The sequence below is a fragment of the Streptomyces sp. NPDC053079 genome, from assembly GCF_044546695.1.
In the GTDB taxonomy this organism is placed as follows: domain Bacteria; phylum Actinomycetota; class Actinomycetes; order Streptomycetales; family Streptomycetaceae; genus Streptomyces.
Genome location: NZ_JBITZJ010000001.1, coordinates 1164188 through 1184647 on the forward strand (window position 1 = coordinate 1164188; position 20460 = coordinate 1184647).

The window sequence follows — 20460 nt, forward strand, 5'->3', positions numbered from 1 at the left end:
CTACAGTTCCCTCGTGCTGTATTTGCTGGCGCTGCCCCCAACCGACTCCGTCACCGAGGGCTACCTCCCTGCCGCCGCCCGGCTGGGGCTCGACGTCACGCTGCTCACCGACGCACCCGAAGCGCACCGACGGGCCTACGCGGGGCGCGGCGGGGACGCGTGGCCCCGGATCGATATCGTCCCCTGCGAGGTACGCGACTTCCGCGAGGTGATCGCCCGCATCGCGGCGCTTGACCGCCGGCCGGAGGCCGTGTTCACCAACAGCGATCACCTCCAGGTGCAAGCGGCGCTCGCCGCCGACTGGTTCGGCCTGCCGGGCAAGGACTGGCGGGCCGCGCTGCTCACCAAGAACAAGGCACAGATGCGGCGGGCCCTTGCCGAGGCGGGGCTGGAGACCGTATGGAGCGCGGAGTTGACCCGGCCCGGGGACGCGGAGGATGTCCGGCCGCCCTTCCCTTGTGTGGTCAAACCTCGCGAAGGGGTGGCCAGTGAGGACGCCGAGCTGGTCGAGGACCGGGCGGAACTCCTTCGCCACTGCCGGGACGTGTGGTCCCGGCGGCCCGGCCTGCCCTTGGTCGTCGAGGACTACCTGCCGGGGCCGTTGCGCACCCTGGAGACCCTGGGGGACGGACGCGTCCTGCACATCCTCGGTTCCTTCCATGAAGTGGATGTCGTGCCACCGCACTTCGTCCTGCGGCGCGCCGATCTGCTGCCCGTGCCGCCCCGGACGCACGTGGAGCAGGTCGTCGCACGGCTCGAGGCCCTCGGTGTCGGGTTCGGCGCCTGCCACACCGAGTTCGTGGTCCAGGGTGAGCGGGTCCGCGTCATCGAAGTCAACTACCGCTCCGCCGGCGACCAGGCCGACCTCGGTCTCGCCGAGGCGCTCAGTATCCCCTTGTTCGAGCACGTCCTCGGCACCCACCTCGGCCACCTGCTCCCGGCCGACCTCGGCGCACGGCGAGCGGGACGGTTACTCCGTATCGAGACCGTGCATGCCGAGCGTGCCGGAGCCCTCACGTCCGCACCGGGGCCCGTGGAGTGGGACCGGGACGGGGTGCGGCTGGTCTACCGGCCGCAGCGCAAGATCGGGGAGGAGCACCCCCTGCACCACTCCGACCGCGACCACCTCGGCATCATGCGGGCCACCGGACCCGACCAGGACCGGATCGGACGTGTCGTGGCAGCGTTCCTCGCCGCCCATCGCTGGGAGATCGTGTGACGGCGGAGGAGGACGAAATCCTCGCCCGGGCCCTCGGCGCCCTGCTGCGGGAAGACCCGTATGACCTGCGCCCCGGGGCAGTCATCGAGCGACGGCCCGACGGCGACTGGCTCGTCCTTCCCGAGGCGGACGTCCCCGTACGCCCTGACGGCTTCCAGTGCGAGATCCGGGTTCGCCCGGTCCCCGGCCTCGGCGCCGTACTGGACCGGCTTCGCGAGTGCGTGGCCGAGCGGGATCTGCCAGGATTCGACGCCTTCCGTGCCGAATGCGACCAGGCTGTGGCCATGGCCCGGTTGCAGTGGCGGGAGCGGTCGCGCGTGGTCGCGCGACTGTCCGAGGAGCACGGGCCCGTGGAGGAGTGGACGGGGGTGCGGGGTTCCCTCGCATTCGAGGCGCTGGCCGCCTTCCGGGACCATCCGGTCTATCCCACCGGTCGGGTACGCAACGGTCTCGACGAGCGCCAACTCCTCGCATACGCACCAGAATTCCGGGCTGCATTCGGCCTGCGCTGGCTCGTTCTGCCGCGTGACGCGCTGACCCTCGGACGGCGGGCCCGGCTGCCGCGCTGGTGGCCGGCCCCCGCCTCCCTCGGCCTGGCCCGGTCCGGCGACGGGTACCTGGCGCTGCCCGTCCACCCGCTCACCGCCGAGGGCCCCCTCGCCGAGGCCGTCACCGCCGCCGGCCTCGGCGGCAGCGCGCGGCTCGCCGAGACGACGTGGCCGGCCGTGGTCCCCACGCTGTCCATGCGGACCGTCGCCGTTGTCGACGACCCCGGCGTCCACATCAAACTTCCCCTGGCCACGTCCACCTTGGGACTACTCAACCGGCGCACCATCAAACCAGGTGTCCTGCCCAACGGAGAGTGCGGGCAGCGGCTGGTGGCGGAGATCGCGGCCCGTGAGCCCCGCTTCGCCGACGCCGTGCTGTTCACCGATGAACGCACCCACCTCGGCGCCGGCCACGAACTGCTCGCCGCGCTCGTCCGCCGCTACCCATCCGGGCTCGGCGACGCCCATGTGGTTCCGGTCGCCGCCCTGCTGGCCACCTGCCCCGACGGCCGTCCCGTCGTCGACGTGCTCGCCGAATGCCACTACGGGGGCTCGGCGGGCGCGCTGCTCGACGCCTACCTCCGGCTGCTGCTGGACTGGCACACCACCCTCTTCTCCTATGGCATTGCGTTGGAATCGCACCAGCAGAACACCTCAATCGTCCTCGACGGCCACGGCGGCCTCCCCCGGATGCGGCTGCTGCTCAAAGACAACGACGGGCCACGCGTGCACCCTGCGCGCCTTGCCGCACGGATCGGCGAGGCGGCAGCCGCCGGCCTGCTGGGCTTCACCGACCCCCGAGTCCTCGTCACCGACGACGGCCCGCTGGCCGACCTGTTCACGACCGTGCCCGTTCATCTGTGTGCGGCTGCCCTTGCCTTCGAACTGGCCGAACGCGGCCGGGGCCCGTTGGACACCTGGCTGGGGCTCCTCCGGGACCGGCTCACCGAAGCCGTCGACCGGCTTCCCGCGGGACCGGCCGCCGTGCTGCGCGCCCGGGTGCTCAAGGCGCCCCGGCTGCCGATCAAGGCGATGGTCACCGCCGGAACGCTGTTCAGCAAGGACCGCTCGGGCGCTGTGGACATCAACAAGTACTACGTTGACGGGCCCAACTACCTGCTCCCCACGGATTCAAAGCGGCCGGCATGACCACCGTCCCCCGGCCTGCCGGTGCACGCCGGCGACATCGTCAGCCACGCCCTGCTCAACTGCCTCCACGAGGTCTCCGGCCCCGAACGGCAGACCGCGATCGCCGACTGCTGCCGGCCCCCTGCGGCATTCGGCTACGAGTCCGCCTGCGGCGGCTCTCCCTGTGCTGTCAGCCGGTGTCGGGGACGAGGTAGGAGGGGAGGTCGGAGTTGACGTGGTGGGCTGGGCCGTCGAGGACGGCGGTGACGGTGGTGGCCCAGCCGAACAGGAGCAGGGCGGCGAGTCCGTCGGGGCGGCGGGCGACGTGCCCGGCCGACTGATCGCCCTGGCCATCCAGTACGGCCACATGCGTAGGATCCTGAATGCCCGGACCTCCACTGGCTACGGCGCCCGCAGCCGGCGCGGAATCCACGGCGAGCTCGATGTCGAGACCGTTCTGGCGGCGGCCGACACCGCCGCGAGGCTGAACGACCGGATGGCCGCTGGCGGCGAACCTCCGGTAGACCGTCTGCCTGCAAGGCCCGAAGACCGGTGGAGCTGCCGCCAGGTGCAGCCCGATATGGCCACGAAGACGATCGCTGCCAGGGCCTCGCGATCACCAGCCCGTCGACGGCCCCCGCCCTGCGGGCGTATCACCTCGGTCGGAGGCACCACCCGCCGAAACAGTTCCCACAACTCGTCCGGCACCAGCCGCTCAACCAGATCCGCCATGAACCGTCCAACGACCGCAAACCCCAAGAAAAACGACGTCTTAAACGGGTCGACGATCGTCAGGCGGGCGGTGGTGCCGGGGGTGACGATCACTGGTGGGCGGCCGCGCCGAGCGGACCTTCAAGCTGCCGGACCACGACGGTGAGTTGCAGTAGCTCCCACCGCGCTCCCGCCGTGCGCCATCGGCGCGGCCGGGGCCCTCTCAAGGCGCACGCTTGGTAATGGTTCAGGCGTGCGAACACTGTCAAGAAGTGGCCTTGAGTTGCTACGTTCTGCCCGTCGTGACAGCGGCATGAGCCGCCGTCCTTGCAGGGAGGGGTATGCATGAGCACCGGAGAACGGCAGTCGAGGCGGCGTGGTGTGTTAGGGCGGGCGCAGAGCTGTGAATCGGCCGGCGCCTTCCGCGGGGTGGGGAGAAGACGTACGGGATTGGCGGTCGCCAGAGGCAGGATCGCGGCGGTGATCGGAGCGATCGCGCTGATCGCCACCGCGATGCTCGCCGGTACGGCGGGGACGGCCGCCGCTGCGGAACGGGGGTCGCAGGCCGCGGCAGCCGGGTGGGCCTGCTCCGGGACGCCCGTTCCGCCCCTGTACGTCACCACCGACTACGACCGTAACGGCTGCAACGGCAGGGGCGCCTGGTACCAGGAGCCCGTCCGTGACGGCATATGGGCCTGCTCGGGCTCAACCCTCGCGCCCGGATACGTCTACACCGACCTCAACCGTATCGGCTGCAACGGCCAGGGTTCGTGGTACCACGAACGGGTCCGTGACGGCATATGGGCTTGTTCGGGCTCAACCCTCGCGGTCGGGTACGTCTACACCGACCTCAACCGTATCGGCTGCAACGGCCAGGGTTCGTGGTACCACCAACTGCCCCACGACAGCGTATGGGCCTGCTCGGGCGCACCCATCCCGCCCGGCTACCGCACCACCAACCACGACCGTAACGGCTGCAACGGCCAGGGTGCGTGGTACCTCGTGCGCGCCTGACCGACCCCGATCGCGTAGGCCGGAGGCACCGCGCACCCCGCAGCGCCTCCGGTGCGTGAACCGGGAAGCCGCTAGGGGGCGACGTCCCGCCGCGCCGCGCCCCACTCCCACATGCCGCGTATCTTGAGCCGGTAGATGCCGGGGGCTCGACCGGTGAAGGTCAGCTTGCCTTGGGCGTCGGTCTTGCCAGCGCCGGCTTCCTAGCCGGCCGCGTCGAGGAGGAGGAATGCGGCGCCCGGGAGGACGGCGCCGGCCGGGTCCTTCTTGACGATGGAGACGCTGCCCGCGTCGGGCTCGGGCGTCTCGGTCGGAGCAGCGGAGGCGGAGAGCGTCGCACGGGTTCTGGGCCGTCGCGGCCGGGGCCCAGGCGAAGGGGGCGGTCACCGCTGCGGCGACGGCAGCGGATCGGACTGCGCCTCGAACGGTACGAGCGTGCACGAGAAGGGTGCTGGGTGCTCCTTAGAGGTCGTTTTTCTTGGGGCTTGCGGTCTACCGGGGGTTCGCCCAGTGGAGCGGGCAGCGGGTCTGGGCCCGGCTCCACCGCGTCATTCTCGATGAACTCGGCGCCCGTGGTGAACTGGACTGGTCGCGGTGTGCGATCGACTCGATCAGCGTCCGGGCGGCAAAAAAAAGGGGGGCCACTGACCGGCAGCGTCTTGGGCGCCACCGCTGGGTCGTCGAACGGACCGTGTCCTGGCTCGCCGGATGCCGGCGCCTGCACCGGCACTACGAACGCAAGGCTGAGCACTTCCTCGCCTTCGCCGGCATAGCCGCAGCCCTCATCGGCTACCGCCGACTCGCCAAACGAAACAGCATCTTATGGAGGTGCACTACGACATCGAAGGAGCGGCCCCGCGCGAGCGGCGGGCGTGCAGCGGCACGGACCTCGGTGCGTTGATACCTCGGCACGCAATCCGCTCAATCTCCGGGCACAGTCGACAGTCACCGCATCCAGTGATGAACCCCTCTTGAGTGCCCCAACCAATCCCGTGAACCAACCTCAACCGCTGTTCCTGGAATTGGCTGGTTATGATCGGCACCCACTCCGCAAACGGCCTGCTGTGTTTTACGAGGACTGATGACTCCCACAGGATCCGAAGGCCCGGGCGAGCTGGTACAAAAAAGCCGACGACAGGTCGTGCGGCTGCGTACCTTGCTCGTCTGGCTCGCGGTGGTGCCCACCGTGGCGATGGGCGTCCAGGTTCTCATCAGCTCCGATCGGTCGGTGCAGGAGTCCCGGCATCTGCGCAAGGACGTGGCGGCCGGCCGCCAGACCGGCGTACCCCTCTACCAGCTCATGACCGCACTGCAGGCAGAGCGAGCGGTCACCGCCGCGTGGTGGTCGGGCATGCCCGTGTCCGGGGCCGATCTGCGCGGCCGCCGGGCCGGCACCGACCGGGCCGTGGCCGTCTTCCTGAAGTCGTCGGACGCCGATCAGCTCCATTCCGACCGGGCGAAGGACCGCCTCCGCGACGTCACGCGGCGATTGGCCGACCTGGGTGCCCAGCGCGAACGCACCGACGCACGCCACGGCAGCCCGGACGACACCGTCGGCTACTACACCGACGTGATCGGCGGAACGATCCGTTGCTACGGAGACTTCAGCCACGTCGACGACGGCGGGCTCAGGCAGGAGTCGACGTCGCTCGTGGCCCTGTTCTCGGCAGCGGAGGTGGTGGCTCGCGAGGATTCCATCCTCGCGCTGTCGGGCCCCTCCGGGAAGCTGACGTCCGCCAGGTTCGGTGAATTCGTCGAAGCCGTCGGCGCGAGCGACTACTTGTACGACACGGTCGCCTTCGATCTGCCCCTTGACGACCAGGACGCCCTCCAGCGGATCCTCACCTCGAACGCCTGGCAGACCAAGTCACGCATCGAGAAGGCGGTCGTCTCCGAGCACCGGGACGTCTCTTCCGGCGTCGTGCTGCTGCCGGACGTCGGCGACTGGCGGGCGGCGTACAGCACCATTTCTGCCCAGTTGAACACCCTCGACGAGAGTGAGCTGCAGGAGCTGCTCGCCCACGCCGACGACCGGGCGGCGCAGCTGGAGAATCAGGTCGTCCTGCTGGTGGCGGCGAGCGGTGCCGCCCTCCTGGTGGTCGTCGCCGTCGTGGTCTTCACCACGCGTTCGGTCCTGCGCCGCCTGCGCTCTCTCCACGACCGCACGGTGGCGGTCGCCGAGGAGACCCTGCCGGACGTCGTGGTCCGCCTCCAGCGCGGAGAGGCTGTCGGCACCGACGCACTGCCGCGGCCGGGAGGCGAGCAGGACGAGGTCGGACGGATCAGCGACGCCTTCGCCCACGTCGTCGCCGTATCCGTCGAGGGGCACCGGAAGCTCGCCGACGAGCGACAGGGCTTCAGCGTGTTTGCCTCCGGTATCGCCGCACGGACCGGGAACCTGGTCAGCCGGCAGCTGGCCCTCACCGAGCACATCCAGGACACCTTCGGTCAGGACGAGGCACTCCTCGCCGAGTTGATGAGGTCCGATCAGCTCACGGTGGGCATGCGGAGGCAGATCGAGAACCTGCTCATCCTGGCGGGTGGCGAGATCACCGACCCGCACATGGAGCCCATGCGCATCGCCGACCTGCTGCGGGAGGCGGCCGCCGAGGTCGAGGACTTCCGGCGCATCGACCGGCACGCCATGGACGAGACCAGTGTGGAGCCCGGCGTGATCAGCCAGCTCAGCCATCTGCTGGCGGAGCTGCTGGACAACGCCACGCGCTTCTCCCCGCCGACGGCGAGGGTCGCCATCCGGTCCGAACTGGTCGGTGACGGTCTCTGCGTCGAGATCGAGGACCGTGGCCCGCGGGTGACCGCCGAGAGGTACGAGGAGATGAACGGCCGCCTGCACTCGGCCCCGCCGTACTCCGTGCTGGCCCGGAACGCGCACCGGCTCGGCCTCTTCGTGGTCGGCCACCTCGCCGACCAGCTCGGGGCGACGGTCACGCTGCGCCGGTCGGCGTTCGGCGGAACGTCCGCCGTAGTGATCGTCCCGCGTGAGCACCTCGTGCCGACCCAGGAGGGCACCGCTGCGCCCGGTCCGGCGAAGGAGTCCGCGCCCGCGCCGCAGCCCGCCGGGGAGCTGCGGCCGAAGCTCGTCCCGCAGAAACGGTCCGGCGATCCGGCGGACGACCCCGCTCCCAGCGCGTCGGGACTGCCGCGCCGCCCGCGGAAGGAGCAGGCGCGGCAGGCCGGGAACACGGCGCCGGAGGCACCGGTCCGGTCCGGCTCCGGGGACGCCCCCGACCGGCCGGCCCTCCCTGAGCGCGTCCCGCAGACCCACATGGCCCGGCGGCTCCGCGAGCCGCGCGCGGACGAACCGGCGGGCCGGGACGCCGCCACGCCCGAAGAGGTGGCCGACGCCTGGGCGGACTACGAAGACAGCACCAGGCAAGTGGAACTCGAGCTCCGACAGGACCAGCCATGACGACGACACAGAACGATGCGATCTACAGCATCCTGGACAACAACCTGAGCAGGATCGCGGGGATCCAGGGAGCCGTACTCCTCTCCAACGACGGGCTCAAACTCAGCGCCTACATGCTGGAACGGGACCAGGCCGAACGGGTCGCCGCGGCGGCCTCCGGCATCGCGTCCACCATGAAGGCCATCTCGCGGGAGATCGACGGCGGTGGAGTGATCCGCCAACTCGTCGAGATGGACGAGCGGTACCTGTGCATCGTCGGGTGCGGATCGGGCAGCACGCTGATCGTGGTGGCCTCCCGCAAGGCCCGGCTCGGCGAGCTGGGCGGCGAGACGGTCCGCGCCGCGCAGGCGCTCGGCGAGTGGCTGGACACCCCCGACCGCTCACAGGTGCCCACGTCCTAATGGCGGCCGACCCCCAACCTGGACGGCGCCGCCGGACGCGGCTGTACGCCCTCACCGATGGGCGTACGGCCGCGTCCCGCCACGGCCTGACGATGGACACCGTGATCACAGCGGCCGCCGGCGCCGACCACGGTCACGGCGGCCTGCCCACGGAGTGGCAGGAGATCCTCGCCATGTGCCCGTCGCCGAACGGACGGGCGGTCGCCGAGATCGCCGCCCGGATGCGGATGCGTCTGACTCCCATGGTGGTCCTGCTCGGCGAGCTGCTGGAGCGCGGTCTGATCCGCCACCGGCCGCCGCTGGACGCCTCCGAGACCTCAAATGTCCACCTGCTCATGAAAATCAGGGACAACCTTGCCCGACTTTGACACCGCCGCCGCACCGGAGGCGTCCCCCGTCAAGATCCTCGTCGCTGGGGGCTTCGGAGTCGGCAAGACGACTCTGGTCGAAGCGATCTCCGAGATCGATCCACTGCGCACCGAGGAGCGGCTGACGTCCGCCGGCGTCGGGGTCGACGACCTCGACGGCATCGAGAGCAAGACGGCGACCACGGTCGCGATGGACTTCGGCCGCATCACCCTCACCGACGCCGGAGTGGTCTTGTACCTCTTCGGCACACCGGGCCAGGAACGCTTCTGGTTCATGTGGGACGACCTGCTGGCCGGGGCGCTCGGGGCGATCGTCCTGGTCGACACCCGGAGGCTGGACCGCAGCTTCGCCGCCATCGACTTCTTCGAGAACCGCGGACTGCCGTTCATCGTCGGCGCGAACTGCTTCAACGGCGAGCAGCCGTACACCACCGAGGAGATCAAGGCGGCCCTGCACCTGAGGGACCCGGACATCCCCGTTCTCCTGCTCGATGCCCGCTCCCGGGAGGACGTCCGCGGCTGCTTGCTCTCGCTGCTGGACCGGCTCATCACCCAGGCGCGCGTCACCGCGCCCGTCTGACCGCCGGACGGCCGGGGCTGTCCGGCGGAGAGCGGCCATGCTCTGCGTCATGCGACGATCACGCACGGGACCACCGCCAATGGCCGGGCGCCAGGTCGACGGACGGTCGGCGCAGGTCGTGTTCGGCCCTGACCAGCAGGGTGGTGCCCGGTGCGACGGTGAGGGGATCGTCGAAGGCCTGCACGGTCTGGCGCCAGTGCGAGGTCCTGGAAGGGTGGTTGGTGACTCCGATGCCGCCTCCGAGGTCGAGTTCGAACCACATGACGACGGCGTGCGCGGTCCCGGCGGCGACGACGGGCACGCCGATGTCCTGGGTGCCGGGAAGGGGCGGCAGGGAGAAGCCAAGAGGCCCGAGCTCGTGCCGTATGCCAGCAACCTCCTGCGTCGGTCCGACATCGCGCCGCTCGCGGTCGAGATGTTGCTGAAGTTTGCGGAGTTCGAGGCGGAGGAGCGGACACGGCGCGAGGCCGCCCCCAAGGCCCCGAGGTCTGCTGGCACTGGCAGGGACAATGCATTGCTGGACTACGTTGCTGCTCTGTCAGGCGACGACATCCGGCGTCTCGCCGTCGAATTGGACAGTGAGATCAGCCAGCACCGTGACATCGGTGATGGGTGATCGCCGGTTGGTTGCATGTCGAGCGGGGGCGGGTTGGTTCATCCCGTTGATCTTGTTCGCTTTGGTGCGGGCCAGGCGATAGGACTCGGTGCCGGTCTCGATCAGGGTGGCGTTGAAGGTGAGCCGGTCGACGATCGCCGCGCAGAGCCTCGGGTCGGTAAAGGTCTTTGACCAGCCCCTGAACGCTTCGTTGAAGGCGATCGCGATGCTGTCCATCCCCTCGTAGTGTGGGGGTTTTCATTAAGCGGCCTGGGGCTGCTGTTGCTTGATGTGGTGTTGGTTCTCGTAGTCGATGGGTGACAGCCAGTCGCAGGCGAAGTGGCATCGGTGGGGTTGCACCACGGTGATCCAGGTGGCGATCTTGATGCGGGCCTCGGCCCGGCTCCGGAACCGCTGCCGGTGGACGTACTCCTCTTTGATCGTCGAGTTCATCGCCTCGGCGACCGCGTTGTCGAGGGCCGAGCCGACGCGGCCCATGGACTGCACGACGCAGAGACGGTCGCAGGCATCGGCGAAAAGCTTGGAGGTGTACTCGCTGCCGCGGTCCGAAGGAAAGACCACGTCGGCGATGTTGCCACCGCGTGGTGCGCTGGCTGTGGGGGACCGGATACATGTACCCCTTCCGGCGCGTCACGGTGCAGAACTGTGCTTTGTGACTTGGGGGGTTGGCTGGCTGTGTGAGATATCCCTCTCCCGTCGTCGTGGCGCTGGTGGCCTGGGGAGGTTGACCATGCAGTAATGACCTCCTCGCCCTGCCCGCCGCACGTTGGTGGCCGACCGGATCCGATAGACGGGACTACCGCACTCGGTGGAGAGTCCGCTCCCGCCCGCGGGTACCTGCTGGACAACGCGCGCGCCGAGGCGGGTGCGCGATTCGTTTGGCTAGCCGAGCTGTTCGACGGTGTGACGCGCGGGCACTTCGATCGACTGGGGGTCAGGGCTGGCTCGCGCTGCTGGGAAGTGGGGGCCGGTGGCCCCGGTATCCCGGAGGCGCTCGCGGCGGCCGTCGGCCCGACCGGTCACGTGCTGGCCACGGACATCGACCCGTCGTGGCTGAAGACAGGCGACGGGTACGAGGTGCGCCGGCACGACGTCGCCGCTGACCCGCCCCCGGAGCCGGGGACGTTCGATCTGGTGCACGCCCGGCTCGTGCTGGTCCATGTACCCGACCGGGCTCGGGCGTTGGCCACGATGGCGGCAGCGCTACGGCCCGGCGGCTGGCTGCTGGTCGAGGACGCCGATACCGCTCTGCAGCCACTGGCATGCCTGGACGACAGCGGCCCTGCGCAGCGGCGGGCCAACCGGCTGCGTGACGCGGTCAGGGAGCTGCTGACGCGCCGCGGCGCGGACCTGCGCTACGGCCGGACACTGCCGCGGGCATTGCGTGAGGCCGGCTTGGTAGATGTCGCCGCAGGGGGCGCTTTCCCGGTCGGCGGGCTGGCCTGCGACCGGCTGGAGGCGGCGACCATCCGGCACGTGCGCGGCGAGCTGCTCGCGGCCGGCCTGGCCGACGACGCCGAGATTGACGCGCACCTGGCCGCCATCCACGCGGGCGAACTCGACCTGACACTCGCGCCGCTGATTTCGGCCTGGGGACGCCGTCCAGCCGAGCACCCGCCGGCACTCGGGTAGGTGCGGATCCAGGCGTGTCCGACCTGCCCACAGCGCTGTTCGTCGAGGGAGGCCAGGCAGCTCGCGCAGGTGCGCGCCGCGCGTCACCGGAGCTGGGCCAACCCCGCGATTCCGTCGAGTAGCGCGTGTGCCGTACTGACCGGAGCCACCTCACTGCTGGCGGCCGGCGAGTGGATCGCCGACGCCCCCGACCTGCGTGCCCGAGCGCCTCGCTATCCGTCGTGATCCGCTGCTGCCTGGGCGGCTGGTGCCCGCGGAATTGACGGTGCGCCGACTGCTGGCCTGCATCGACGGCGACGCACTGGATCGAGCAGTCGGCCGCTGGCTGGCTGACAGCCGCCCATCGGTACCCCTCCGGTACACCGGCCCTTCGGGGCCGCAGGGGCAATCGATTAGGGTGCGGCCATGGTTTTGGGGCATCTGCACACACATCGCTATGGCGCTCCTGCGGCCGGCCCGCTGTTGGCTCTGCACGGGATCCAGGGGCACGGCGCGCGGTGGCGACGGCTCGCCGAGCGGCATCTCCCCGGCTCGTACGTCATTGCTCCCGACCTTCGTGGGCACGGACGCTCCGACTGGAGTCCGCCGTGGAGCGTGGAACGCCATGTGGCGGATGTGCTGGCAGTGATGGACGACCTGGGGCTTCCCCAGGTCGATGTGGTCGGGCACTCCTTCGGAGGACTGGTTGCCCTTCACCTTTGCCGGACGGCGCCGGAGCGAGTGGGGAGGCTGGCACTCCTGGATCCGTCGGTCGGTCTCGCCCCTCGCGGGCTGCACGAGCAGGCTCGCCGGACGATGACGACTTCGACGTTCGCGGGGTGCGATGAGGCGCGTGTGGAGCGGAAGGCCGCTTGGCCGTCCGCATCCGCGGAAGCGGTGGACGATGAAGTCGCCGACCACCTGACTGAAGAACCGGACGGTCGCCGACGGTGGCGGTTCGACGCTGCGGCTGTTGTGACCGCGTGCTCCGAAATGGCCGGCCCGCCGGTGCTCCCGCCATCCACCGTGCCCACGCTGCTCGTGATCGCCAAACGTTCCGGCTTCGTCCGTCCGGAGTACGTCACAGACTGCCGAGCGGTTCTGGGCGACCGTCTCACCGTCGCTGAACTGGACTGCGATCACATGCTCTACCTGGAGCGGCCACGTGAGGTCGGCGCTCTGCTCCGGCAGTTCCTCGCCAGTGGTCCCATGAGCATCTGACTCAGCGGTCAAGGGGGCGTGGCGGGGACCGTCCGTCAGGTCCCACTTGGCTTCCCGTAACAGCGTCGGCGCGGGCAAGTGCGTACCGATCACGTCCCGCGCATACCCGTCGGTCGGATGTCCGGGGAAGGCGAGTGAGCTTGTTTCACCTTGGAGATGCAGGCCACGGGGCTGGCGTGGGCGGTGGCAGGGATGCTCGTGCTGGTCGTGCGGCGGTGTGCGGATGATGGCTCGGCGGCCGGTGATGATGACCGGGTCGTGGGGGTCGTCGTCCAGGCCGACGAAGCCGAGGTCGGCCACAGCGACCAGGTCGGATTCCCACCGCCGGGCGGGCGTGGGTCTCTTGCGGGGCGTGGTGCTCGGCGGCCAGGACCGCGCGAATGCACTCGGCCCGGCGGTTGCAGCGAGCGAAGGCGGTGGCGACGTCGGTGTAGTAGCGGGCGCGGCGCTCGGTGCTGGGCAGACTCCCGGGCGCCACCGCCTTGGCCGCGGCGAGCGCCGCCGCGGGGTCGCCGGCGGAATTCTCCGCAGAGACCAGGTGCAGCTGGACGATCGTGGGGCTGAACCCGCCGCCGTGGTCCAGCAGCACGGCGGCGGGGCCGAGCTCCTTGGCGATCGCGGCGGCTTCGCCGGTCAGCTCCCGCATGCCGACCGCGTCGCCGGCGCGGGCGGCGGTGTAAGCGGCGGACTGGATCAGCAGCCCCCGCTGCGCCGCGAGCACCGGATCCCCACCGCGGAGGGCGGGGTGATCGGCAGCTGCCAGGACGATGGACAGTGCCTGCTCGTGCCAGTCGGCCTTGCGGGCCAGGACCGCGAGCTGCCGCGCGGCCTCAGCGACCAGCAGCGGCTAGCCGGAGGCTTCGGCCGCCTGGCGGGCACGGTCGGCGGCCATCCACCCGAGCTGCTGCTCGTCGAGCTTGATCAGCGTGCGCGTGGCCACCTTCGCCGGCCTGGCGCCCGTCCCGCGCGACTCCGGCCGCGTCAGCGGCAAAATGCGACGGCCCCGCCGTTTCCACCGTGGACTCCTGAGAGGCTTCTACCTCTCCGCCGCGTGGGTGCCGATGCTCGTGCAGGCGGCCATCCGCGCTTGCGCGGGCCCCGGCGCTCTGGCAGGCCCTTTGTCCGCCGGGCTGCTGTTGCCGGAGCCCGGCCGCGCCGACGCGGTAGGCGTGCTCGCTGTCGTACGGCCGGCCGGCAGTGGCAATCGGTCTGGGTCGCAGACTGCGCGGCGTCGTCCGCCCCGGCGTCCGGTCGGCGCCCCGCCTGCTGGGACGGGGCCATGGTCCGTCCTTGCAAGTGGTGTCTGGGCCGGTCGGGGTGCTAAGTCACGCCTCGGTGGTGGTCATTGTGAGGACCACCAGGTCGACGAGGTGAGGGCGGTGAAGCCCAGCGACTCGTACAGCGGCCGTCCGAGCCGTGAGGCGGTGAGTGTCACCGGGAGGTTCGCCATGGGCGCGAGCGAGCCGAGCATGACGGCCCGCCCGGCGCCGCGGGAGCGGTGCGCCGACGATGTGCTGACCCAGTAGTGGCTGCCGACCCCGTCGTGGACGACGGTGACACCGGCTCCGACCGCCTCGCCGTCGAGGACGGCGAGGAAGACGTCCACGCCTGGCTGCTCGGTCAGTGCCGTGGGGAACATCTCGCCGGGACGGTAGGGGGTGAACCTGGTCAGCTCGAAGCCCTCGATCACGATCTGCTCGGCAGTGTGCAGCTCGTGCGTCCGCTGGACCCGGCTCACCTCCATCGCGGGTGCGGCGACAGGGCCGGGCGGGCGCACCATGATCGGCATCTGCCAGTTGCGCATGCCCAGGTGACTGAGGTCGGTGGAACTGAACGGATCCTCGACATCCACCGGTCCGGTCGATCGGCCGGCCAGCTCGGTCAGCTCGGCGAGCTCGAGCGCGTCGAGGTCGGGTTCCTGCAGCAAGATGCGTGTCCCGGCGCGCTTGTCGCCGAGCACGGCGAGGAAGCCGCGTCGGCGGATCACCTCGTGGCCGCGGGAGTTTCCGGTCGCGGCCCAGAACGCGGCGGAGTTGCGGGCCTGGCGTATCGCCGCGTCGTCGAAGGCCGCGGGGTGCTCCGGATGGTCCTGCCTGCTTCGGTCCTCGACACGAGCGTCGGGGGTGGTCTGCCAAGTGTTGGCCACGGATGGCTCCTGTTCAGTGACTGTGCGGTGTTGCAGGTGAAGGGGCAGGCGGGCCCAGGTGCAAGTCGACTCGGGTCTTCGTCATGCCTCCGGCCTAACGACGTAATGTCTCTGATAGGTGGGCCGATCTCAACCGAGATTGCTGAGCCGTTCGCCTTCTGCGATCTCGCCCGAGCCCGCATGACGCCTTCGTACTCGCGCGATCCGTTGTACTCCTTCACCAGTGGCCAGGACCTGCAGGACACCCTGCTCAGCCGTGCCGAACAGCTCCTCGGCACGGAAGAATTGGCCAACGCTGCTATGGACGTCGCCTGCGGACTCGACCTGCTGCGCAAGGACCTGCTGCGCAAGGACCTGCTGCGCAAGGACCCGCGGCTGCTCTGCCTGAGCGGCCTGATCAACCTGGCCGGCGGTGAGGGACCGAAGGTTCGCGACGGCCTGGGTAGTCGCATCAAGTCGCATCAAACGGTAGGAGCGGACGTGGCCGATGGGGGTTGCACAGGACCCAGGCCAGGTGGGTGGCGTCGTAGCCGGCATCTCTGACGGTCACGATGTCCGGACCTCCGTCCCGCCACTGGCCCGCGAGGATGCGACAGTCGGCAGGTCAGCATCTGGCGCGTGAACGGTGGTGTTCGCGCCGGGGGAGGGGGAGGGAGAAGGCTGGTCGTCGACGTGGCGGTCGGGGAGCCGGTTCATCTCGTCAGCCTGGACGCGGCACGCCCGGTGGTCTCGGCCGGCTGCGTCGTCGCATGCGGTGGTGGCCGGGCCGGCGCACTCGGTCGTCCGTCTGTTCCACCTCTTTGAGGTAAGCGGCGACCAGCCCCGGGGTCTGCTCGGCCAGGGTGCGCAGGATGCTGAGGGCTTCGGTGATGTGCTCCCGGGCTCGCGCCTCCGCATTCCCGGCCTGCCAGTCGGTTCGGGCCTGCGCGTACAGCGAGACGGCGAGGGTCAGTCGGTGTGCGGTGGGGTCCGAGGCCATCAGCTGACGGCTCAGGGCGACCGCCCGGTCGGTGGCTTGTGCGGCCTCCTCGTGCCGTCCGGTCTCGGTCAGACGCAGGCCGAGGTGGGCCAGCGCCCAGGCCACCTCGCGCTCGTGGACCGCCGGGTCCTGCGCGGCGAGGTCCGCATAGACGCGAACGGCGTCCCGGGTCACCGCGAGGGCCGTCTCATGGTCGGCGGCGTCGGTGGCGAGGCGGTGGCCATAGACGACCAGCAGGGCAGCCCGAGCGGACTGCGCCTCCTCATCCGTTCCCATGGGTACGTCAGCGGCCCGTGCGAGGAGGGGCAGGCCCAGCTCCGGCCGGTGAGTCTCTGCCAGATGCGTGCCGAGGCCGGCCATCGCCGCACTCTGCAGCCGCCGGCGCGACGGGCCCAGCGTGTCGTCGGGCAGATCCGCGGCCATGTCAGCGGCCGTGCGCAGCGCGTCTTCGGCCCCGGGCCGCCCGTGGAGGTGACGCTGGATGCCGAGCGCGCACAGGGCCCATACGAGCAGGGAACGGTGGGCCGCATCCGCGGGAGGGGCGTCGCCCCAGACCTTGACCGCCTCTTCGGCGACCGGCAATGCCTCGCCGTGGCGGCCCGCCTGCGTCAGCGCGTACAACAGAGCCAGCAGGGCCTGGGCCAGCACCGGCCGGTGCCGCGCGTCCTCGGCCACCAGCTCCCGGTGGACGGCCGCCGCCCTGCCCAGTGGACCCGCCGCCTCGCCGTAACGTCCCAGGCGTGCGAGGGTGACACCGAGCAGGGTCAATTCTTCGCCGTAGCACGTCAGGTGGGACGCTGGATCCCGCCGCACCAGGGTTGCCCGGACCCGCAGGGTCTCCTCTACGGCGACCGGTACCTCGTCGGTACGTCCCAGGACGACGAGCAGTAGGTGACGGATGGACAGGGCCGTGACGAGCCGCGGAGCGCAAGCTTCCGGTTCGTTGCGCATCAGCGCCTGGTAGACGTTCACCGACTCCTCGGCGGTGTGCAGTGCGTCCTGTGGCCGGTGCAGGTCGGACAGGCACACCGCCTTGTTCGCCAGCACTGTGGCAAGTGTTCTCAGACTGGCGTCGGCCGGGGGTGTGGCCGCCGCGCGGCGGCCGATCCCGATGGCTTCGTCGAACGCCTCCAGGGCCTCGGCGAGGTGACCGAGGGCCTTGAGATGCAGGCCGAGCGTGTTCAACGCCGTGCTCAGTGCGGTGAGATGGGGGCGCGGGTGCTGGTGGGCCAGGGCTCGGTAGAGGCTCACGGCCTCCCTGGCGACCTCGAGTGCCTCCTCGCCGCGGTCTGCCTGCGCCAACTCGTCGGCGAGCGTGTTCAGCGCCATGGCGAGGTCGGCCCGGTGCGCACCAGGGCTCCTCGCCGCGATGGACCGGTACAGATCCACGGACTCCTGAGCGGCCGCAAGGGCCTGCGGGGCCCGGCCCGTCTTCTCCAACTGGCAGGCCAGGGTGTTCAGACTCATGGCCAGCGGCTCCGCGTAGGCTGTCCGATCGCGTTGGGCGAGGTCCCGGTAGAGGCCTACGGCGTCCTCGGCCGTCGCCAAGGCCCTGTCCTGGTGTCCCATCTCCTCCAGGTCGATCGCGAGGGCGTTCAGGCTGCGGGCCAGGGCGGGCAGGAAGGCGGCAGGGCGCTCGCGCGCCAGCTCGCGCCGGATGCCCGCGGAATCCTCGGCGCACCGCAGCGCCTCTGTGTGCCGACCGGCGTCGCGCAGACACGAGGACAGTGTGCCCAGGCTCATGGCCAAACCGGCACGGTGGGCGTCCGGATGGTCCTGTGCCAGTGCGCGGTACAGCTCCGCGGCCTTGCGCGCTTCGCCGAGCGCCTCGTGTACGCGGCCGGTCTGCTGCAGACGGACGGCCTGGTTGTTCAGTGCGGCTGCCAGGTCGGGCCGGAAGGCGGCGCCGCACTGGTCGACGAGGTGCCGGCGTACCGCGATGGCCTCCCGGCTCGCGGCCAGGGCCGCCGACAGCCGTCCGAGTTCCCCCTCGGCATGGGAGACGGCGTTCAGAGCGTGCGCCAGTTCGGGCAGGGACGCTCCGTCGTCCCACTCGCCGATCCGCCGGTAGAGCCGGACGGACTGGCGAGCGGGGAATACCGCTGCCTCGCGCCGCCCCGATGCTCCCAGGGCCACGGAGATGTTCAGCAGGCATGCGGCAAGCTGCACTTCGTAGGTGCGCGGGTCCTGGCGGGCGAGGGGCCTGAGCAGTCTCAGCGCTTCACGAGCCACCTGGTACGCCTCCGCCCACAGCCCCGCGTCACCGAGTCGGCAACACAGCAGGCGCAGTTGCCCGGCGAGATCAGGTAGACGCGCCGGGTCCTGTGCGGCCCAGTCCCGGTGCAGCCCCACCAGCCGCCTTGCCAGGTGCAGTGCGAAGTCCGCCAGCCGGTGGGTGGGGCGCGGCAGGTGTCCGGCGAGCCCGAGCAATCGCGTGGAATCCGGGTCAGGCGCGTCGGCCAGCTGGTACAGGGCCGCCAGCAGGGGATCCGGCCGTTCCACATGGACGGCTACGTCGACGGCCGCCGTGGCCAGCGTGTCCGCGTGCCGGACACACAGCTGCGTGAGGCCTGTGTCCAGACGGCCGCGGTGGGCGGGGTGGCCGGCGGCGCGTGCCGAGACGGTCAGCAGGCGAGTGGCCTGGGCCTCGTCGACGCCGTCCAGCAGCCGTTCGGACAGCCCGGGAGCGCTGCCCAGCCATGTCCCTACGAAGAACTCGGCGAGCCGGTCCGGGTGGAGGCTGCCCCATACCTGCATCCGGTCAGGCGGCGGATACAGCTGGGCGATCCATTCACTGAGGGTACCGAGGGTGTCCGGGCTGTGATGTTCCAGACCCGGCACCCGGGCGAGGAGGGCGTGGGCCCCCTGCCGGTCGGGCGCGCCGCAGAGGAAGACCGCGGCGAGTGCGGCCTCGGTCTTGGCCAGGCTCACGCCCGACGCCTCACCGACAGCCCGCCAGTAGACCCGTTCATGGCTCAGCAATCGCTCCTCCGCCGAGCCGGTGGCGGGGAATGGCGACGGGCGGTCATCGCCCTCGTCGACGGCTTCCACCGCTGCGTCCAGCAGGTCGGCGAGGGCGGTCATGTGCAGGGTGAGCGCACACTCCATACCCGGGCGTCGTAATCGGTCCGCAGGCTGGGCCAGCACGCGTGCCGCCAGGGCGGGCCAGTCAGGAACCTCTTGCCCCGGCACCTGCGGCAGGGCGGCGGCCAGTGCGTCGACGGCCTGGCGATAGGCGTCGACGCGGTCGGCGGCGTGCGGCTCCAACGGCGGCAAGAGCGTGCCCCGCACCGCGTACAGATCCTCGATGCGGGCGCGGTCCTGCAACTCCAGCCACCAGTCGTCGGCGGTCCGGGCCAGCAGCAACACCTTGAACGGTGTCGTGTCCTGGCTGCGCAGGGCCGCGCGCAGAAGGGCGAGCAACTGGTCCGGGCGTGCTTCCGCGTAGTCGACGACCACGACCACGGGGCCGGGTGGGCTGCTGAGCGCTGCCAGGTCGGCGACCGCGGCGTGCCGTCCGAGCCAGAGGACGTTCCAGTCTTTGTGAAGCAGCCCGTCGGTGAAACGGCGGGCGAGACGAGTCTTGCCCTGCCCACCCGGCCCGTACATGAGGTGTACGCCGAACCCCGGTTCGGCACACCAGGCCGCCAACTCCTCCAGCACATCCGCGCGGCCACGGAAGGGGACCACCGCACGGTGTGCCTCCAGCAAGGCCGACGGGGACCGGGGCGTTCTGGTCCTGCCGACCAGGTCATCCCATTCCAGCCACCTCTGCTGCAGGTCTGGACCCGGGGGATGGAAGGCCAGCGTGTTGTTGTCGCCGGTGACTACAGCGAACGCGTCACCGTAGATCACCACAGCGCGCTCTCCGGTGGCCTGCAAGGCGGGCCGCAGCAGGCTTCTCCACCATGCGGTCATGCCGTGCCGCCCTCGTCGCCAGTGTCGGCGAGGCCGATGTCCCTGCCGGCGGCGATGCTGCGCTCGCCCGGCGACCGCACCGGCCCGGCCGGCTCTCCGCCCGCGTCGCCCGACGGGACGGGCAACGCACGCACGACGGCGGGATCCACAGGCCGCGCGCCTTGGGGTCGATCACCGGTGGCGGCGTAAGCGATGCTGCCTCCGACCGAGATCGAGCGGGCCCCGCCCGCCTCCACAGGGCTGCCGGCTTCAGTGCGGTGCAGGCCGAAGAGGGACACCACCAACCCGGCGAGCCCGACGACCGCCCCGATGACGCTTGCGGCCCGGTCGGCGGTGTCCAGGGACACCAACAGCGCCAAGACCGTCAGCCCCACGGCAGTCAGGCCGCATAACACCGCCACCGCTGTAACAACGACTTTCGTCCGCCCCGTCATGCCGTCATCTTTCCGGCTCCTCACCCGGCGGGGAAGCAAATCGGCAAAGTGCCCATCGCAGGGCCTCAGGCCATTGCCCAGTCACAAGCAGCCGATGCCGCGCGCCTCCAGAGCAACCCATGGCGCCAACTTTCAACCT

The 20460-nt window shown here is 70.6% G+C and carries 17 protein-coding genes and 5 pseudogenes; 13 read left to right on the forward strand and 9 right to left on the reverse strand.

The window, feature by feature from the left end:
• Positions 1 to 13: 13 nt before the first annotated feature.
• Together ACIGXW_RS04750 and ACIGXW_RS04755 are read left to right on the forward strand one after the other, a co-directional pair.
• Positions 14 to 1219 carry an acetyl-CoA carboxylase biotin carboxylase subunit family protein gene (locus ACIGXW_RS04750; RefSeq protein ID WP_399569800.1) on the forward strand — a complete coding sequence of 402 codons (1206 nt, stop codon included), beginning with the start codon at positions 14 to 16 and terminating at the stop codon, positions 1217 to 1219.
• Positions 1216 to 2916, forward strand: a complete 1701-nt coding sequence (locus ACIGXW_RS04755) for an IucA/IucC family protein (RefSeq protein WP_399569802.1) — start codon at positions 1216 to 1218, stop codon at positions 2914 to 2916. Before ACIGXW_RS04750 ends, ACIGXW_RS04755 begins: the two co-directional genes overlap by 4 nt.
• A 169-nt stretch (positions 2917 to 3085) precedes the next feature.
• Here the strand turns inward: ACIGXW_RS04755 and ACIGXW_RS04760 are convergent, their stop codons facing one another.
• Positions 3086 to 3262, reverse strand: coding sequence for a hypothetical protein (locus ACIGXW_RS04760; RefSeq protein ID WP_399570856.1), 177 nt, complete (start codon positions 3260 to 3262; stop codon positions 3086 to 3088).
• Between ACIGXW_RS04760 and ACIGXW_RS04765 the strand changes: the two are divergent.
• Positions 3224 to 3403, forward strand: a pseudogene (locus ACIGXW_RS04765) (integrase); the annotation flags it as partial. The gene ACIGXW_RS04760 and the pseudogene ACIGXW_RS04765 sit on opposite strands and share 39 nt — an antisense overlap.
• Before the next feature lie 3 nt (positions 3404 to 3406).
• Here ACIGXW_RS04765 and ACIGXW_RS04770 read toward each other — a convergent pair.
• Positions 3407 to 3627 (reverse strand): annotated as a pseudogene (locus ACIGXW_RS04770) (transposase); the annotation flags it as partial.
• Positions 3628 to 4086: 459 nt separating this feature from the next.
• On the opposite strand from ACIGXW_RS04770, the gene ACIGXW_RS04775 reads away from it, so the two are divergent.
• The 6 genes and pseudogenes from ACIGXW_RS04775 to ACIGXW_RS04800 all read left to right on the forward strand — a co-directional run bounded on the left by ACIGXW_RS04775 (position 4087) and on the right by ACIGXW_RS04800 (position 9396).
• Positions 4087 to 4620 carry a hypothetical protein gene (locus ACIGXW_RS04775; RefSeq protein WP_399569804.1) on the forward strand — a complete coding sequence of 178 codons (534 nt, stop codon included), beginning with the start codon at positions 4087 to 4089 and terminating at the stop codon, positions 4618 to 4620.
• A gap of 478 nt (positions 4621 to 5098) precedes the next feature.
• Positions 5099 to 5419, forward strand: a pseudogene (locus tag ACIGXW_RS04780) (transposase); the annotation flags it as partial.
• A gap of 279 nt (positions 5420 to 5698) precedes the next feature.
• Positions 5699 to 8047, forward strand: coding sequence for a nitrate- and nitrite sensing domain-containing protein (locus tag ACIGXW_RS04785; RefSeq protein WP_399569807.1), 2349 nt, complete (start codon positions 5699 to 5701; stop codon positions 8045 to 8047).
• A complete protein-coding gene (locus ACIGXW_RS04790; protein WP_071967034.1) occupies positions 8044 to 8448 on the forward strand; it encodes a roadblock/LC7 domain-containing protein in 405 nt (134 codons plus the stop codon). The genes ACIGXW_RS04785 and ACIGXW_RS04790 overlap by 4 nt, the downstream gene beginning before the upstream one ends.
• Positions 8448 to 8816, forward strand: a complete 369-nt coding sequence (locus ACIGXW_RS04795) for a DUF742 domain-containing protein (protein ID WP_399569809.1) — start codon at positions 8448 to 8450, stop codon at positions 8814 to 8816. Before ACIGXW_RS04790 ends, ACIGXW_RS04795 begins: the two co-directional genes overlap by 1 nt.
• Positions 8803 to 9396, forward strand: a complete 594-nt coding sequence (locus ACIGXW_RS04800) for a GTP-binding protein (RefSeq protein ID WP_399569811.1) — start codon at positions 8803 to 8805, stop codon at positions 9394 to 9396. The genes ACIGXW_RS04795 and ACIGXW_RS04800 overlap by 14 nt, the downstream gene beginning before the upstream one ends.
• Before the next feature lie 58 nt (positions 9397 to 9454).
• Here the strand turns inward: ACIGXW_RS04800 and ACIGXW_RS04805 are convergent, their stop codons facing one another.
• From ACIGXW_RS04805 to ACIGXW_RS04815, 3 genes and pseudogenes are all read right to left on the reverse strand, one after another.
• Positions 9455 to 9697 (reverse strand): hypothetical protein, encoded by a 243-nt coding sequence (locus ACIGXW_RS04805; protein ID WP_399569813.1) that lies wholly within the window; start codon positions 9695 to 9697, stop codon positions 9455 to 9457.
• A gap of 372 nt (positions 9698 to 10069) precedes the next feature.
• Positions 10070 to 10234: pseudogene (locus ACIGXW_RS04810) on the reverse strand (ATP-binding protein); the annotation flags it as partial.
• An 18-nt stretch (positions 10235 to 10252) separates the two neighbouring features.
• The gene (locus ACIGXW_RS04815; protein WP_399569816.1) at positions 10253 to 10573 is read right to left on the reverse strand and encodes a transposase; all 321 of its coding nucleotides are present in this window, start codon (positions 10571 to 10573) and stop codon (positions 10253 to 10255) included.
• A gap of 177 nt (positions 10574 to 10750) precedes the next feature.
• Between ACIGXW_RS04815 and ACIGXW_RS04820 the strand changes: the two genes are divergently transcribed.
• Positions 10751 to 11644 (forward strand): methyltransferase domain-containing protein, encoded by an 894-nt coding sequence (locus tag ACIGXW_RS04820; RefSeq protein ID WP_399569818.1) that lies wholly within the window; start codon positions 10751 to 10753, stop codon positions 11642 to 11644.
• Between the two features lie 405 nt (positions 11645 to 12049).
• On the forward strand, positions 12050 to 12844 hold the full coding sequence (locus tag ACIGXW_RS04825) for an alpha/beta fold hydrolase (RefSeq protein ID WP_399569821.1): 795 nt from the start codon (positions 12050 to 12052) through the stop codon (positions 12842 to 12844).
• 145 nt (positions 12845 to 12989) lie between these two features.
• Here ACIGXW_RS04825 and ACIGXW_RS04830 read toward each other — a convergent pair whose 3' ends face one another.
• Positions 12990 to 13565, reverse strand: coding sequence for a hypothetical protein (locus tag ACIGXW_RS04830; protein ID WP_399569823.1), 576 nt, complete (start codon positions 13563 to 13565; stop codon positions 12990 to 12992).
• Between the two features lie 208 nt (positions 13566 to 13773).
• Between ACIGXW_RS04830 and ACIGXW_RS04835 the strand changes: the two are divergent.
• Positions 13774 to 13893: pseudogene (locus ACIGXW_RS04835) on the forward strand (transposase); the annotation flags it as partial.
• 293 nt (positions 13894 to 14186) lie between these two features.
• On the opposite strand, the gene ACIGXW_RS04840 reads toward ACIGXW_RS04835, so the two are convergent.
• Entirely contained in the window at positions 14187 to 14990 is an 804-nt protein-coding gene (locus ACIGXW_RS04840) for a GNAT family N-acetyltransferase (protein WP_399569825.1), read from the reverse strand.
• Between the two features lie 105 nt (positions 14991 to 15095).
• Here ACIGXW_RS04840 and ACIGXW_RS04845 point away from each other — a divergent pair, with 105 nt between their 5' ends.
• A complete protein-coding gene (locus tag ACIGXW_RS04845; protein ID WP_399569827.1) occupies positions 15096 to 15533 on the forward strand; it encodes a hypothetical protein in 438 nt (145 codons plus the stop codon).
• A gap of 157 nt (positions 15534 to 15690) precedes the next feature.
• Here the strand turns inward: ACIGXW_RS04845 and ACIGXW_RS04850 are convergent, their stop codons facing one another.
• Together ACIGXW_RS04850 and ACIGXW_RS04855 are read right to left on the reverse strand one after the other, a co-directional pair.
• Complete coding sequence (locus ACIGXW_RS04850; protein WP_399569829.1) at positions 15691 to 19887, reverse strand: tetratricopeptide repeat protein; 4197 nt, start codon at positions 19885 to 19887, stop codon at positions 15691 to 15693.
• On the reverse strand, positions 19884 to 20321 hold the full coding sequence (locus ACIGXW_RS04855) for a hypothetical protein (protein WP_399569831.1): 438 nt from the start codon (positions 20319 to 20321) through the stop codon (positions 19884 to 19886). The genes ACIGXW_RS04850 and ACIGXW_RS04855 overlap by 4 nt, the downstream gene beginning before the upstream one ends.
• Positions 20322 to 20460: the final 139 nt, after the last annotated feature.

Coding starts and splice junctions, on each gene's coding strand:
- ACIGXW_RS04785 (WP_399569807.1), top strand. CDS start 5,699: ATGACTCCCACAGGATCCGAAGGCCCGGGCGAGCTGGTACAAAAAAGC.
- ACIGXW_RS04790 (WP_071967034.1), top strand. CDS start 8,044: ATGACGACGACACAGAACGATGCGATCTACAGCATCCTGGACAACAAC.
- ACIGXW_RS04795 (WP_399569809.1), top strand. CDS start 8,448: ATGGCGGCCGACCCCCAACCTGGACGGCGCCGCCGGACGCGGCTGTAC.
- ACIGXW_RS04820 (WP_399569818.1), top strand. CDS start 10,751: ATGACCTCCTCGCCCTGCCCGCCGCACGTTGGTGGCCGACCGGATCCG.
- ACIGXW_RS04825 (WP_399569821.1), top strand. CDS start 12,050: ATGGTTTTGGGGCATCTGCACACACATCGCTATGGCGCTCCTGCGGCC.
- ACIGXW_RS04845 (WP_399569827.1), top strand. CDS start 15,096: ATGTCTCTGATAGGTGGGCCGATCTCAACCGAGATTGCTGAGCCGTTC.
- ACIGXW_RS04850 (WP_399569829.1), bottom strand. CDS start 19,887: ATGACCGCATGGTGGAGAAGCCTGCTGCGGCCCGCCTTGCAGGCCACC.
- ACIGXW_RS04855 (WP_399569831.1), bottom strand. CDS start 20,321: ATGACGGGGCGGACGAAAGTCGTTGTTACAGCGGTGGCGGTGTTATGC.